Source organism: Sphingomonas sp. PAMC 26605 (assembly GCF_000241485.1).
In the GTDB taxonomy this organism is placed as follows: domain Bacteria; phylum Pseudomonadota; class Alphaproteobacteria; order Sphingomonadales; family Sphingomonadaceae; genus Sphingomonas.
In genome coordinates this window covers 219952-234326 of sequence record NZ_JH584242.1, presented here as the reverse complement: position 1 = coordinate 234326, position 14375 = coordinate 219952, and the positions used below count along the sequence as shown (strand labels likewise).

Annotated in this window: 11 protein-coding genes; all 11 read right to left on the bottom strand. The window is 60.4% G+C overall.

Translation table 11 applies throughout. The annotated features are described in order from the left end of the window. Positions 1-191: 191 nt before the first annotated feature. The 11 genes from RH90_RS19245 to RH90_RS19195 all read right to left on the bottom strand — a co-directional run bounded on the left by RH90_RS19245 (position 192) and on the right by RH90_RS19195 (position 14350). Positions 192-506, bottom strand: coding sequence for a hypothetical protein (locus RH90_RS19245; protein WP_029625489.1), 315 nt, complete (start codon positions 504-506; stop codon positions 192-194). 32 nt (positions 507-538) lie between these two features. Further along, positions 539-982: a helix-turn-helix domain-containing protein gene (locus tag RH90_RS22835; RefSeq protein WP_010188171.1), complete on the bottom strand. Its 444-nt coding sequence runs from the start codon at positions 980-982 to the stop codon at positions 539-541. Beyond that, positions 982-2580, bottom strand: a complete 1599-nt coding sequence (locus tag RH90_RS23650) for a KfrB domain-containing protein (RefSeq protein WP_198283470.1) — start codon at positions 2578-2580, stop codon at positions 982-984. The genes RH90_RS22835 and RH90_RS23650 overlap by 1 nt, the downstream gene beginning before the upstream one ends. Before the next feature lie 2 nt (positions 2581-2582). Further along, positions 2583-2789, bottom strand: a complete 207-nt coding sequence (locus RH90_RS24030) for an antitoxin VbhA family protein (RefSeq protein WP_010188169.1) — start codon at positions 2787-2789, stop codon at positions 2583-2585. 73 nt (positions 2790-2862) lie between these two features. Further along, complete coding sequence (locus RH90_RS19220) at positions 2863-3417, bottom strand: hypothetical protein (protein WP_037493783.1); 555 nt, start codon at positions 3415-3417, stop codon at positions 2863-2865. A 169-nt stretch (positions 3418-3586) separates the two neighbouring features. Further along, entirely contained in the window at positions 3587-3724 is a 138-nt protein-coding gene (locus RH90_RS22820) for a helix-turn-helix domain-containing protein (protein WP_232280437.1), read from the bottom strand. Between the two features lie 106 nt (positions 3725-3830). Then, the gene (locus RH90_RS19215) at positions 3831-4118 is read right to left on the bottom strand and encodes a hypothetical protein (protein ID WP_010188166.1); all 288 of its coding nucleotides are present in this window, start codon (positions 4116-4118) and stop codon (positions 3831-3833) included. Positions 4119-4204: 86 nt separating this feature from the next. After that, entirely contained in the window at positions 4205-7501 is a 3297-nt protein-coding gene (locus RH90_RS19210; RefSeq protein ID WP_010188165.1) for a DUF499 domain-containing protein, read from the bottom strand. 14 nt (positions 7502-7515) lie between these two features. Next, positions 7516-10350, bottom strand: a complete 2835-nt coding sequence (locus RH90_RS19205; protein ID WP_010188164.1) for a DUF1156 domain-containing protein — start codon at positions 10348-10350, stop codon at positions 7516-7518. Beyond that, a complete protein-coding gene (locus RH90_RS19200; protein ID WP_010188163.1) occupies positions 10347-10835 on the bottom strand; it encodes a hypothetical protein in 489 nt (162 codons plus the stop codon). Before RH90_RS19200 ends, RH90_RS19205 begins: the two co-directional genes overlap by 4 nt. Next, complete coding sequence (locus tag RH90_RS19195; RefSeq protein ID WP_029625488.1) at positions 10832-14350, bottom strand: helicase-related protein; 3519 nt, start codon at positions 14348-14350, stop codon at positions 10832-10834. Before RH90_RS19195 ends, RH90_RS19200 begins: the two co-directional genes overlap by 4 nt. Positions 14351-14375 lie beyond the last annotated feature (25 nt).

The following is a 14375-nucleotide window of genomic DNA, read 5'->3' as shown; positions in this document are numbered from 1 at the left end:
GGCGTCTCGCTCTACCCTCGCAGCAGGGGGCAAGCCCCCCGCAACGCCCCCCGATTGCACGCCAAGATAAGGCCGGGCCCGACAGCCAGGTCAAACTATGCCACGCACCAAATTCCGCTGAAGCGTAGACACCCGCGTCTATGTCGGCCGAGATCCCACATAGACATTCGCGTCTATGCAGGAATCCGACCTCACCCGAACTTCATGACCACTTCCACCGCGAGAGCGACGCAAAAGCCCAGCACGCTACAGCCGATGACGAACCCATGCGTTGATCGGTCCATCGGGTTATCGCCGGGCCGGCAAGTATCGGCACCGATCACCATCCCGGCACACGGCGCGCACAGCCCGGCCGTCAGCAGCAGCGCGACCCAAAAGACGGGCCAGCTATCGAGCAGTTTCGACAGGCCGCCCCCGGCGAGCAGCGCGGCGACGCTGGCACCGGCCATGCCGAGCGCCGGCCACATCAGCGATTCATTGAAAGGCTGGACCCACTGTTTTGCCATCGTCGTCACTCCATAGGATTGAGGTTCGAGCATTAGATCACCCCCGCCTCATGTCGGGCTTCCGCAAGCTGTTTGAGATCGCGGGCGCGGAGTTTGGACCGAAGCGGATGCGCGCCATTGTCCAACACTTCCCCGACCAGCCCGGCCGGCGATGCCGCGCCCAGCGTGTTTACAAGGCGGACGCTCAAATCCAGATCGCCGACCGTTGCGGGTGCCGCTGGCGTCGGCTCCGATGGCGGCGCGTCCGGACGAAGCATCGCCCATGCTTCTAGCTCTATGGCGTCCGCGAGCTTCAAAATCATATCGAGGGTTGGATTTGCCCGACCGTTCTCAACTTGCGAGATATAGCCGTTGTTGATCCCGGTCCTGTCAAAAAGCTGGCCTTGTGTGAGGCCAAGCGCCTTGCGGCGTTCTTTCAGCCGCCGGCCGAACAACCGCGTTACAGGATGCGCGCTGTCATCGAGCCGTATTTCCATCAGATTGACCGCCCTTTCGCGGGCAGATCAGGGCCACGGTTCGCAAGCGTCGCCTGCCCCATGGCGTATGAAATCTTGGCGACTTCACCGATCGCGGGCAGTTGCCGGAAGCGGGCCGGATCGTGCCTAGCTACGCCGTTCCCTTGTACCTGATAGACGCCCTTTTTGCTGACATGCAGGATCGAGCCGTCATAGGTCGCGCCGTCGATCGGCTTTGCCGGGGTAGCGGTATCGAGGCGGAAGATGCCACGGGGAAGCATCCCTTGCGGGTCCGTCTTCTGGACGACCCATCCGCCATCATGCCGACTTTCGAGGAGCCGGCTTCCGTTCATCACCGTGACCTGTTCGGCACCCTCGGGGATTGCCCCCCTGCCCGCCGGCACAGCAGCGGCCAGCCCGCCGACCGTGCTGCCGCGTGCGGCCTCAAACAAGGCCCGGCCTAGTACAGTTGAGCGCCCACCTTCTTCGCGAACTCCGGGTCTTTGTCCGCCTTGTTCCCCGCTTTCAGGGCCGCGTCGCTCCACGCTTGGGTGCTCGCCGAAAGGAGCGCGATCTTGCGCTTGCTGCCCGATATTTTCCGAGGACCGTCCATTTTGAAGCTTCCTATCCAGAATTGCCATCTGTCTCTCCATGCCTTCCCGGTAGGCGAGCACGCGATCGAGCGCGGTTGCACCGGGTACACGGTTGAAGGTGACGCTCGCCTCTCCACGCGCACGCAGCGCGGGGATCAACCGATCGGGGGCTTGATCGCCATCCAGTGCCGCCTTTCGCACGATCGACGCCGAGTGGATCGGCGTGAGAGAGGGCTTGCGGAGGGCCGCAACCCGCGCCGTTCTCTCAGCGGTTTCAGCTTGCCGGCGAGCAGCAGGCAGTAGAGCAGTCATTTCCGCTTCGGCTTCGCTAATCGGCACCGTGCGCGTTTCCGGCTTTGCGGTAGAACCAAGTTCGGCCGACTGACGGACAATCTCCCCCAGCCTATCCGCTCCGTCGAGACGTTGAAGCGTCTCGCGAGCTTTGAGCAAGCTCCTATCGCCATCCTGTTGCGCCGGGCTGACCGCATGAGCCCCCGGATAGGTCCGGTGCAGAACCTCAATGTCCCGCGCCTTGTAAAGCGCGTCCCGTGTCACCGCGTTGGCGTTAGTGGCATCCCATTTGAGGCTGTGCCCGGTTGCCGCAGCGAGTTGGCGGGTGAAGGTGCGAAGCGTCCGGCTGTTCCCTTCCGAAAAAGGATGCAGATGGTCGAGATCCCCATAGAGCTTCGTCATGGCAGCGACAAAGTCAGGGGTGGAAAGGCCCTTGAGTGCGTCCCCGCCGCGTAGCTCACTCAGAACCGCATCAAGCCGGGCGTCCACTTCGGGCCGCAGCGCATAGGCCACGGGATATTGCGTGTGGGGCTCAGATTCGAGCCGCCGTTCCTTGACGTGTACCGGCGCGTCGGGACGATAATCACCCGGATTATGGTGCGGGAGGTCTTGGAAGATGCGCCGATGAACTTCGCGCAGATGCGCGGCATCAAAGGTTCCAACGACAGGATCGACTTCTAGCTGGCGGACACGAGCAAAGGTTAGTGCGCCTTCGCCCTCAGTGCTGACGGCCACGATTAGAGGTAGAGGGCTTTGATCGCCTCTACATGCTGATCGCTGTCCAACTCGCCCGATACATACCGATCGTTGATCGCCTCGACTTCTGGCGAAAGGGTGAAACCCTCGAACCGGACGCTGCCACGCGCGAAATTGACGGCTTCGAGCCGGAGCGTTTGTTCTTCCGCGCCGAGCGACGGCGCTTTGATTTGCCGTTGAACATTCATGGCGTTGCAACCTCGAAAGCAGCTAGGCGTCGACCATAGACGCCAATGACTATGATGTATAGGGATTTGAGCATTAACGCTTGACCGCTCCCGGTGTGTGAAACCCCGATAATTTGCGCCGCCGCATTGCGACCGCGCCCAGCGCTAGACCGACGCCCCCGACCACGATTGCGAGCCCGATCGGCCGCATCGCTGCCGCATTGGCAGGACCGGCCGGCTTTTCCAGATTGGCTGGCATCGAGGTAATGCCGTCGATCACCAGCGGATCGCCGCCACCCCATGCGATCGAGCCGGCCGCGCTAATCACATCGGCATGAAATTCGAGGTCCGAGCCCGCATAGGTTCGTGGCAAGCCGTCAGCGCCGAGGCCGCGCGCGCGTATTCCCTTACCGGCGAGCATCGCCCCGTAGCGCGCGACATATTTAGAGTGAATGTCATACCCGCGACTTTGGTTCACAAGTTCGCGGTAGCTGGACACGACGCGCACCACCGGCCGTTCGTCGGATTGCCATTCCCGCATGACTGCCCGAATGAAGCGCTTGGGTTCAGAGGTTTCCCCGACGAAAACCGAGCCATCCGCGAAATCGAACGCGAGCATGAGCTTTATAGGGTAATCGTCGCCAGTCATTCGGGCGGATCGATCGGCCGATGCGGAACCCGCGATCGTTCGTGAAGTGTCGCCAAACACGAAGCCCGGTTGAGGTGCCGAACCTTGCAGTCCTGATGGGCCGCCGAGGCCGCAAGAGCGAGTTCCTGATCGACCAGCGCCGCATAATCCGTGTCGTCATCAGATGGCATTACGCGGGCTCCCGATCGGACGCCGGAAAATGCCGGTAAAAGGTTGATAGCCCGACCCTCACGACCTTTGCCACCTTTGCCGGTTTATCCCCGGCCTTGAGGAGCTTTCGTGCGGTATCGAGCCTGTCGGGCGTCATGGCGGATTGTGGCTGTTGCTGATGATCGGTTGCTCCTTGGCGCACAGAGCGTCCGGCGAATTGATCATCAATTGCTATCGTCGGACGGGCAGCAAGTTCGGCACGACTAGCGGCGCTGATAGGTAACAGGATCTCGCGCTGCGTCGTCAAGGATGGCAGTCGCGCCCACCGATCGGTAATCGAGCGCGTCGAGCATCTGCACGCGCGCGAGTGCCGACGGATTGTTGAACCAGCGTGGCCGATCGCCCCGGCTACGATGGTGTTCATGCTGCGCATTGAACGCGTTCCAGTTATCCAAGAAGTCCCGGAACGGCGCGCCGCGGTCCTGCGCCTCAACGGCGATCCGAATGTGGTCGAGGTAGCTGTCCGCAAGCACCTTCAGCCGGTCTGACAATCAGTCGCTCCGATCGATGTTGTGACCACGAACGGCACGCCGCTCTCTGCTACGCAAAGGCACGGTGTGCCGTTCGCCGCCATATCTTACCTCACATCTTTCTCGATGAATCCCAGCGTGGTGGCATTCTCAATCAGGGTGCGGACCTTGCCCTTATCCATACCGGACGGCACTTCGGCATCGATCTCGAGCTTGAGCGTGACTTCGCTGCCCGGGATGGTCGTGAGCTGTTCGACGATTGCTTCGACGATCTGATGTATCTCGCGCGCTGGACGTTCGGACGAGATCATCACCGTGCCGAGGAAGCGCGTCGGCTTCTTTTCAGACGGAGGTGCGTCTGGCGTGCCTTCGGGCTGCGGCGCAGGCGACGGCCCGCCCCCAGGGATCACGGGCCCACCTACGGGAGGCGTCTCGACCTCTTTCTGTGCGGGGCGATGGGCTTCGGCGACATCCGGCTTGATGATCACGCTCTCGCCATCGATGACCACCGCGGCGTTGACCGCCCGCTCGATCGCGAGGCCTAGATAGGTGTCGGTCTTTTCGTCCCACCGCTCGGCATAGGCGAAGGGGCCGGGCAGCATGCCGCCAACAGCCGCCTGTATCGCTTTGACCAAAACGGCCTGATTCTTGACGCGGGGCAGGTAGGTGTAGCGGTTCAGATACTCCCAAAGGTCCTTGAGCGAGAGGTGCGCCTTGCCGTTCCAGATGTATTTCTGGAGATCGCGATCAAGACGGGTCGGCCCGAGTTCGGAGAGCAGGCCTTCCTCGCCTACTAGCTTCTTGCTGGCCCGTGCCAGCAGACCGTCTTGCGCCGGCACCTTGCCCGAGACCCATTCAACCTCTGCCTGTGCGCTCTCCTGAACCGGGTAATGGAGATAGCACCAAGCCTCTCTCAGGCGCGTTTTCACCGTCTCATTCGCCTCGACGAGCTTGGCTCGCGCCAAAGCGTCGTCGCTTTGTGTGAGATTGAGGCGGTCCTTTTCCTTGACCACCTCGCCCCACGCCAATGCGGAACGAACGGCGTCCTTCAGGTTGTCGAGCTGACGTGCCTCGGCAGCAATGAAGACCAACATGTTGCGGTACACGCGCGGCGTGCTGCCGCGCTGTAGCAAAATCTCCTTCGCCTCGACCAAGGCCTCCGAGCCATCGCGTCCGTGATGCGGGTGAGCTACGCCAAGGACGACCGCACGCACCCCGCCCGCTTCATCCGGCACTTCGGCGGAGGAAATCGGTGCCACCTGCACCGCGTCAAAGTGACCACGGTCGGCGATTGCATTGATATACTTGGCCAGTTCGCGATCGATTTCTATCAAAACCAACTGCTCGTCGAGCTGGCCGGCCTTATCGGCTGCAATCCGGTTGAGGCTCGCTGACATGGAGTACCAGTACCGACCGAGATCCGAATGCATGAACTTCGCCTGGTTCGACAGGCGCCTCAGGGCATCGCCGAAGATCGCCGGCTTTTCTCCAGGTTGAACGACGCCAAGATTGATCTGCTTGTCATCGAGGCCGGTATTTTGCTGCGCATGCGTGGGTGCGGTGCCCATGAAGATCGCGCGCGCGATCCGCCGCGTTGCCGAGTAGCGGTTCAGATTGGGCGCGGCCTGGTCGACCTTGTACGGCGTCGCCGCGGTGCCGTCGACATCGGCCGCGATGATCGACTGCCAACTAACGTCGAGATAATGAAGAAGCTCAGGTTCCACGCGAGGAGAGCTGACCGACACGCTCCCCGGCATGATCATCACTGAAGGATCAGCGTTCATCCAAAGCTCATGAATCACCTGCGCCATAAGTCGGAGTACGCCCCGGGTTCGCTGAAATTTCTCCAGCGATCCCCAGCTTGTATAGAGCTGGTCGAACAGCTCGGGATGGATCGGATAAGCCTTTTCGAGTTTGCGGCGATAGTCCTCGTCGGCACAGCCTTGCGGGAAATCGTTCGAGTTTTCCCGGTATAGCTTGGCAAATTGCTTCAGCGTGTTGTCCCGGTGATGGAATTTGTCGCCCGGAATTTCCTTGAAGAGGCGGCGACGAACGATCTCATAGCTTTCCTCCTGCGAGGCGGGGCGCCATGAGGATTCGACGCGGCTGAAAGTCTGTTTCAGGCGAGCAAGTGCCTCCTGCCCTCCTTCGCCACCGACCTCGATCTGCGATGCTGGCAGCGATGCTACCAGTAGCGTTCCCGGGCTCGCCTTCACCGCCTCGGTCAGTGACTGGACGAACGAGAGGTTCGCGTCGAAGGAGCCGGACGGCAGCCCCTCCACGCGGTAGATTTGACGGAGGTACGCGACCCATTCGTCGATCAGGATCAGGCAGGGGGAATACTTCCTGAAGATCGATTCCAGCAGGTTCGAGCCCGGCGCGATGCCTTTGGCGTCGTTTTCGGCGATCATATCGAACGCCTCTTCGCCGCCAAGCTGCCAAGCCAGTTCGCCCCATGTCGTCCGGATCTTTCGCCCACCCGTGGCATTCAGGACATCCTGAGGGCCGCGAGATGTGCCGACGAGTACCGCCCGATTGATATTCGCAGGCACGGTAAGCCCGCTCTTCTCGAGGAGCTGATCGAGGCCCGACAGATCCTGCGCGGGGGTTCCGCCGGCCATATGGTACAGCGCCAGCATCGAGTGGGTTTTGCCCCCACCGAAGTTCGTTTGCAGCTCTACGACCGGATCGCCACCCCCGCCCGACAGCCTCTTCGCCGCGCCGACGAGGAGGGTGCTAAGGCCTTCGGTCAGATATGTGCGGCTGAAGAATTGTTGCGGATCTCGGTACTCGGCAGGCGCACTGCCAGCGTGAACCTTGCCAAGGTCGGCCGCGAATTCGGCTTGCTGAAACTCGCCGGTTGCAACGTCCTGGTGCGGTTCGACCACTTCCCGCCACGGGAGGAGACCGGCGACCGTCTCAACCGAGATGTCTAGCCGCTGCGTCTTCCGGCGTTCTTCGTTGCGCTGAAGCTCAGCAAACTTCGTGCGCAGGATTGTGTCGCGCATTTTGCCGAGCTGATCGGCGACCTCGCCGGCGCTGATCGATTCCATTAGGCGACGCATGGAATCCAGTGCCCGTTCGGCGTCGTCGTAGGTGAACGTCTCGTTGTGCGAGAGCTTGTTCCGAACGTCTAGGAGTTCAGAAACATAGGAGCGCTCGGGATGCCCCAGCACCGTGCTGAAAGCCTCTTTCCAAAAGGCCATCATCGTTTTGAGAAGGCCTTGTTGGTCCCAGCCTACCTCACCCGTGGCGTTGGGCTTCAGACCCTGAACCCGCTGAACGACCTCGATCTGCCAGTGCCCCTTAACGGAGTTTTCTAGCCGTTTTTCCACGAACGGGACTAATGCGTCGGGCAGCAGCTCCATGCCTTCGAACACATACTGACGCGTGCTTTTTGCCATTTACTCGCTCCCCCTCACAGATCCAGCCGCGTCTGACGATCGCCGCCGGTATCATTTATTGCTGCCGCTTGGCGGGTAAGTTCGGTCCATACAGCGATTAATCCGTTGTAAGACGTGGCTTCCTTGGCATCCGACCGCTTCTCGCAAATTCCGTAGAGGCAATATGCGAGGTCCTTGACGGCATCCGCCTTCTCAGTGCCGATCGCTTTGAGGAGCGAAGCCGCGCTGTGTTCACCATCGTTCTCCAGTGTCCGGATTAGATGCTGGCAGCACTCCCAAACGGTAAGATGATTGTCTTCATCGGGAGACCAATCGGAAGCCAGCTCGTCCCGCGTCAAAATGCGGACCTTACCGGCAGCGCTTTCTACGATACCCGCATGCTTGACGCTCTCGACGGAGATGCCGCGCGCCTGGGCGATGCTATTGGCGATGCCGTACTCACCGGCCTTCGTTCCGTTCTGCTCAAACCAGCCGATGGCGAACCGCGTGTCGGCGTCGAACTCGCCTTGGATGCCACCCAAATACTCGTCCAACTCCCGATTGATGAGCTGCAGGGCGGACTTGACCGGCATCGGGCTGTCATCGCTTTCAAGCACCGCACCGTATCGACTATAGATACCCATGCCCGGCCCGATGGAGGATTGCGGCATATCAGCAGGTGCGATGTTGGCTGCTTGAAGTTCGGCGATAGCTGGGGGCAGTTCACGCTTAAGGGCGCGGACGAACTCCGCACGGCTTACGATCCCTGCCGAAGCTTCTCGTTTCCGACATACGAGCACGACAGAATTAGCCAGAGCGTTGGTCCCGCTCGCGATCATCCGGCTAGCCATCTCGGTCCGGAGTGGCCAAGTACCTACAACCGCGTAGCCAGCATCAACGACGGCCTGAAGAAAAGTCGCCCATCCGGTAGAGCTAATACCCTCTTGAGCGATTTCGCTTTGCTTGAACGCGTAATAGATTGTTGCGGGATATTCGTTAGACGTGCTGGCAGCCATGTTTGATATCACGTCGCGCATGCCAGACAGGAAGAACGCTTCGGCCTTCTCTTTCGTCCCGTGCCTAAATTGAGTAGCAACAAGCTCCTCCGCTTTGGGCGTGGACAAGAGGCTGAAAAGGTCCGGATAGATGTGCTTAAGCGATGGCTTCATCCAACAAAAGAAGAAGTCAGATAGGTCGGCATACGCGATATTGTCGTAGTATGGCGGATCGGTCGAGATAACCGTTTTCGGGGGGTAAACGACAGCTTGGGCATCGCTTTGTACTTCTACCCCAGAATTGCCGGGGTGTAGATTCTCGACGGTTTTCCAAACCCAATCCAACATCGCTCCCCAATTACCGGAGGAGTCGCAGAATGGGTTGGCCTCGGCATAGTCCCAAACCATCGGCAGCGCTTGGCGTCCGAAGGTGTTGCGCATCTTCTCACCTGAAGAATGCCATGAACACAGCGACGACCAATAATCAGCGCATTTATCGACCGCGAACGCCAAGTAGACGCTGACTGCCTCGGCGTATGCCTTGGCACCCGTTCCATTCGACCGCAGCGGAACCTTATCGTCGGCCAGTCCACCAGCGATAGCGTCCTGTTCAATTTGTGCCCCGATAGCATGGACCAGTTCGCTAAACGTAAGCAGCGCAACCATCTGCCTATCCGAGAAGAGGTGTCCCCACGTTGAAAGGCCATAGGCGGAGCAGACTCCGCCAGTGATCATGGCGCGCGTCGGTGTGCTACCGGATAGAAAGGTCTCCTTGGCCGTAACAATGTCCGCATAGGTGCCAGCGCTTTGAGCCAGGGCTTCCATCTCTACACTAGGCGGTATGTAGGTCCGGCCGCCCCGCCCTTCGCAAACCACTGCCATAAGTCGTGCGCCGAGCCGCCCGGCTTTTCCTTCAGCGCGAATGTAGTCGCGGGTAATCGCGTTCTTAGACAATAGGCAGACAAAGTCCTGAGCTTTACCGGCCTTTGTGCCGAGTGCGGCCGTGGCGAAGTCCTGCTTCGACAATCCGTCGCGCTGGATAGTAAACGTGTAAGTGCCAAGTGCGCGATCCACGATCGGACTTACGATCGTCTCTTTGCCCTTTTTCGAGCAAAGGACGAATGAATTTACCAAGGGGACGTGCTGACCTTGCAATGAAGGATCTGGGCTCGCGACGGTACGCGCCCATATCCAAGCCATCGGTGTTGCTTTGCCGCTGCCAAGGTCCTTTGGAAGGTCGACATCGGGGTAGAGTTTGCCGATACGTTCCAGTGCCTGATCTCGTATCTGCCGTCCGTAGAAACGAACATCCTCGGCTAGACCCTCAGCGTTTCGGTAGTGGTTTCTATCAAGAACGCCCCGGTGCACCGGAGGGCGATCCTTATACCTAGGCGGTATCTCGATCATCGCCTTGCCGATCATGACCGCAACAGGGTTCAGATCGCTGCCGAATGCCGGCAATCCGAGACGTTGAGCTTCTAGCGGAATGGACCCCCCGCCCGAGAACGGGTCATAGATCGGCGGAAGATCGCCGCCGCAGCTCTTTCTAATCTCGACGCGTGCACGTTCAATGACCTCTTCGTTTGTCGAATTCTCCCAGATGACGAGGTCTTCGATGATCGTGAACAGGCGCTGCCGCTCAGTCTCAACGGCTTCTTCCGTAGGGAACCGGTCGGGATCGCCGCTGGGATCGTTGACCATCTGAGCAAAGAGCACGGCCCGGCATGCCGCCAGGGGGCGCCGCGCCCACCATGGGTGCAACGTCGACGGGTGTCCGTGCCTGATCGACTTCTCGCGCGCCGATGCTGCGTTGATCGCCTCCAGAGGGATAGCGACTTCAATCAGCTTCTTTTTGTAGGTCGAAGTCGTAGTCATAGTGAAAACTCTATCGTTGAGGGCGTGGCGACCAACTCAGGCCCCCGTGGCGGCGCTTCCTTGCGCCAGCCACCCTTGATGGTTTGTATCGCCGAGATCGGAAGACGCTGCGCTGGCGGCAGCTCGACCAAGCCTTGAACATGCCAAAACACGGCCCAATGACCCTGATTGTCGCCTTCGTACTGCCCGGTGGTCGGTGGACGGTGCGTCATGCCGGTGGAGTGCCGCCCCTTTGGGGCCTCCTCTGATCCTACATACCAACCTTTCCATGACACGACGAAGCTGGCTTTGGCCGGTACGTCCTCATGAGAGGGGTAGATAAGGACAGGCACAGGGCTACCCGCCCGCATCTCATCGATCTGCCGGAAAAGCTCCCATTTGCGTGATCCGAAGGCGACGAAACCAGTGTCATGAGCGATTTGAGTGCCTGATTGGAGGTGTTCCAACGGCACCGGCGCTAAGATGGCGAAATCCTTGATGATCATCGGGGGGCCTCCGCCCGCTCCATAAGGCGAGCTAGGTTGAACTGTATCGCGGTATGCTCGAACGCGGGCTCGTGATCCGACAAGGCTCCGCGGACATAGCGCGGCGCGCCGGCCTCCCCGTTTTCCACATGAACGACGGCGAGGATGTATTTGTCGGGCTCGTGAAGCGACGTGATCACCTCCTGCCGCGTGATCATCACGGTGTCCGCGCCCTGTATCCGTCCCTTCACCTCAATGAAGCGGAGGTGCTTGGTGGCCGGATCATAGGAAACAACGTCGTAGCCGATCTTCTGCGCGGATACGTCGGTCGGGACGTTTCCGAGGGTCCGCTCCGTCGCGATAACAGCATCCATCGCCGCCAGCTCGATCAGGCGCCGGGCGGCGGCATCGGCCGCGAAACTCTGAGGTGCCCCGCCGAGCGGGCCACGGCTGGGCGAAGCTTGCGCGTCCAGCAATCCGCGCGGGATTACCACCATCCCGCCACGTACTCGCGGCGGTTGCGATGAAATGAAGCGTTCCTGCTCCAACTGCCCCATGCGGCGCTTTTGTCGCTCGGCTAGATCCTCGGCGCGGCGCTGGGCATTCTGCCAGCTTAGGCGCGTTTTCTTGCCGGCCTTCTCTTCCTCCTTCAGCTCGAAAGCGCGCGAATCCCAATAGTTGATCTCTTTCTTGAGGCGCGCTCGAACTTCATGCTCGACCTTTTCGATCTCCGGTAGGCGTCGTGCGCGGACTTCCGCGATGTGCGCTTGTGCCAGCTCCACGGTCGCGAACTGGACGGCCGTCTTTTCAAGCTCCGTCGTCAGCCAATCCTCGTCCAAGAATGGGCGAACGCTGGCGATTTCATCCGGCGTTGCCGGGCGCAGATTGAGGTGTGGCGCGATCCCCGCGTTCACGGCGCGACCCGCTTTGTCGATCGCAGCGAACTGTAGCCGTTCGGATACGACATGCGGTTTGCCGGCGCTGGTTGTCCTGCCATCCTGAATGCTGTGTTCAAGAAGGAACACGGCTGACAGCGCGGTGCCGGTATCCAGATCGTCGACCAAGACCGCTCCTTGGCGCATGATCTGCTCGTATTGCTCGCGCACGACGCTGATCACGGCTTCTAGCAGCGGATGGCCCGGACAGACGAAGGTCGCGACGGGTTGCTGGTTGATCCGGCTCTTTTCGAAGCAAATCCGCTCATACTTTTTCTGGATCGGAGCGCCCGTGCCGATCTGACGATCGCGCTCGCGGATGCGAACCGGCACGTGAGTGATTTCCCAGCGCCCTTCTTCACGCCGCTTCATACGGCCACCAAGGTGCTGAAACGCCTCCACGAAGAAGCTCTGGACGTGGTGCGGCTGAAGGCGCTGCGCTTCGGCGCGCTCCATCTCCAGACGAAGCTCCTGCACCTTAGCTTCGGGCATGGTGTCGTTGGTGAGCGCACGCCGTTGCAGCAGCTCCAGCAGATGATCCTGATCGACAGCCCCATCGACCTGGCGAAAGAGGCGCGCCTTCACATCCTCCTGTTCGCCATACTGGATCGCCTGAAACAGCAGATCCTTCAGCGCCGTGCCTTCGAAAAGCTCGCCTAGAACGTCATAGACGCGACCACCCAACGCCTCGCGCGCAGCCTCGAGCTTCTCAAGCAATCGCGCATAGACCTCGCCTTCCCGCGTGTCTGCCGCGACGATATTCCACAGATGGCAGACTTCGGTCTGACCGATCCGATGGATGCGCCCAAACCGTTGCTCGATCTTGTTCGGATTCCACGGCAGATCGTAGTTGACCATCAGATGGCCGCGCTGAAGGTTCACACCTTCGCCGGCTGCGTCATTGGCGATCAGCACCAGCATATCGCGGTCCTGCATGAACCGTTCGATGACCTTGCGCCGCTCTTCCCGCGATACGCCGCCGTGGATCACGTCGACCGCGTCGGGGTTGCCGATCCGGGCGCGAACCTTATCGAGCAGATAGTGCAGCGTGTCCTTCGGCTCGGTGAAAATGATCAATTTGCGCCGATTACCGTCGGCATCGACCATCAGATCATCATCCAGAATGCTGTTGAGCTGGGTCCACTTGGCATCGAGTCCTGAGCGCAGGACGCCAAGGGCCATCGTCTCAAGGCCCTTGAGGGTGTCCACTTCCAGGGCGAGCTGCTCGACCGTTTCTGCGGTCGTCGCGCCAGTCGCGATCAGATCCTCAAGATCGTCGATCTCGTCCTGACCATACTCGTCCATGTTCTTGAGGACGTCGGCGTTGATGTCCGGTGCGGCAAAGCCAACCCTGCGTCCTGCGCTCGCCAGACGGGCTTCACTCAACTCGTTTTCTAGCCGCTCGCGCCGTCGCTTCAGTGACTGGTAGATCGCCGCCGGCGAGGAAGCGAGACGACGCTGCAGGATCTGCAGCGCGAAGCCGACATTGTTGCGCTTTTTGCCATCCACTTCCGCGAACCGCTGCACACGGTTCATCTCCGTGCGAACATACTCGGTGACGGCGGTATAGAGCGCCGCCTCCAGCTCGGAGAGCTGATACTTGACGGTGTAGGCGCGGCGCTCAGGGAAGAGCGGCCGTCCATCGAAGCGAAGCAACTCTTCCTTAGTGAGGCGACGCATCATGTCCGCAGTGTCGGCGTAATGCACGCCGTCGCGGAAGCGCCCCTCGAAGCGATCGGCGTCGAGGAGGGCCATGAAAAGCTGGAAGTCCTCTTCCTTGCCGTTGTGCGGCGTGGCCGACATCAGCAGCAGGTGGCGGCAGGCTTCGCCGAGCTTCTGTCCCACCTGATAGCGTTTCGTATATTTGACGTCCCCGCCGAAATAGGTTGCCGACATGCGATGCGCCTCATCGCAAATGATCAGGTCCCATTCCCGCGCGCTCGCCAGTTTGGCTTGCAGCTCCTCGTTGCGAGCCAGGACATCGAGGCGAACAATAAGCCTATGGCGATCCTCGAACGGATTACCCGACCGCGACGTTTCGATGATGTCGCGGTTCAAAATGTCGAACTCGAGATTGAACTTCTGACCAAGCTCATCCTGCCATTGCTCGACCAGGCTGCCCGGTGCCACGACGAGGCAGCGTTCAAGGTCGCTGCGGGCGATCAGCTCCTTGATCAAGAGGCCAGCCATGATCGTCTTGCCCGCGCCGGGATCGTCAGCGAGCAGGAAGCGGAGCGGCTGACGCGGCAGCATCTCGCCATAAACGGCCGAAATCTGGTGGGGGAGCGGGTCGACCAAGCTGGTGTGGATCGCCAGATAGGGATCGAAGTAGTGAGCGAGCTTGATCCGGTTCGCCTCGGTGACGAGACGCAGCAGCGCACCGTCGCCATCGAACGACCAGGGTCGGCCGTTCACTTCGACATGGAGGCGGTGTTCGTCGTCTCGATAGAGCACGGCTTCGGCGACGGCGCCGTTCAGATCCCGATAGACGACGTTGATCGCCTGATCGCCGATCCAGTCCACCGACAGGATTTGCGCTACCTGCGACGAGGCAATACCGCGCACGGATGCGCCGTTGCGGATCTCTTCAAGCTTAGCCACGCCAACCCCCTGCCGGCTCTATGTC

Excerpts from the sequence above, each read along its gene's own strand:
- RH90_RS24030 (WP_010188169.1), bottom strand. The coding sequence starts at position 2,789 with ATGAATGTTCAACGGCAAATCAAAGCGCCGTCGCTCGGCGCGGAAGAA.
- RH90_RS19205 (WP_010188164.1), bottom strand. The coding sequence starts at position 10,350 with ATGACTACGACTTCGACCTACAAAAAGAAGCTGATTGAAGTCGCTATC.
- RH90_RS19210 (WP_010188165.1), bottom strand. The coding sequence starts at position 7,501 with ATGGCAAAAAGCACGCGTCAGTATGTGTTCGAAGGCATGGAGCTGCTG.
- RH90_RS22835 (WP_010188171.1), bottom strand. The coding sequence starts at position 982 with ATGGAAATACGGCTCGATGACAGCGCGCATCCTGTAACGCGGTTGTTC.
- RH90_RS19245 (WP_029625489.1), bottom strand. The coding sequence starts at position 506 with ATGGCAAAACAGTGGGTCCAGCCTTTCAATGAATCGCTGATGTGGCCG.
- RH90_RS22820 (WP_232280437.1), bottom strand. The coding sequence starts at position 3,724 with ATGACGCCCGACAGGCTCGATACCGCACGAAAGCTCCTCAAGGCCGGG.
- RH90_RS19220 (WP_037493783.1), bottom strand. The coding sequence starts at position 3,417 with ATGACTGGCGACGATTACCCTATAAAGCTCATGCTCGCGTTCGATTTC.
- RH90_RS19200 (WP_010188163.1), bottom strand. The coding sequence starts at position 10,835 with ATGATCATCAAGGATTTCGCCATCTTAGCGCCGGTGCCGTTGGAACAC.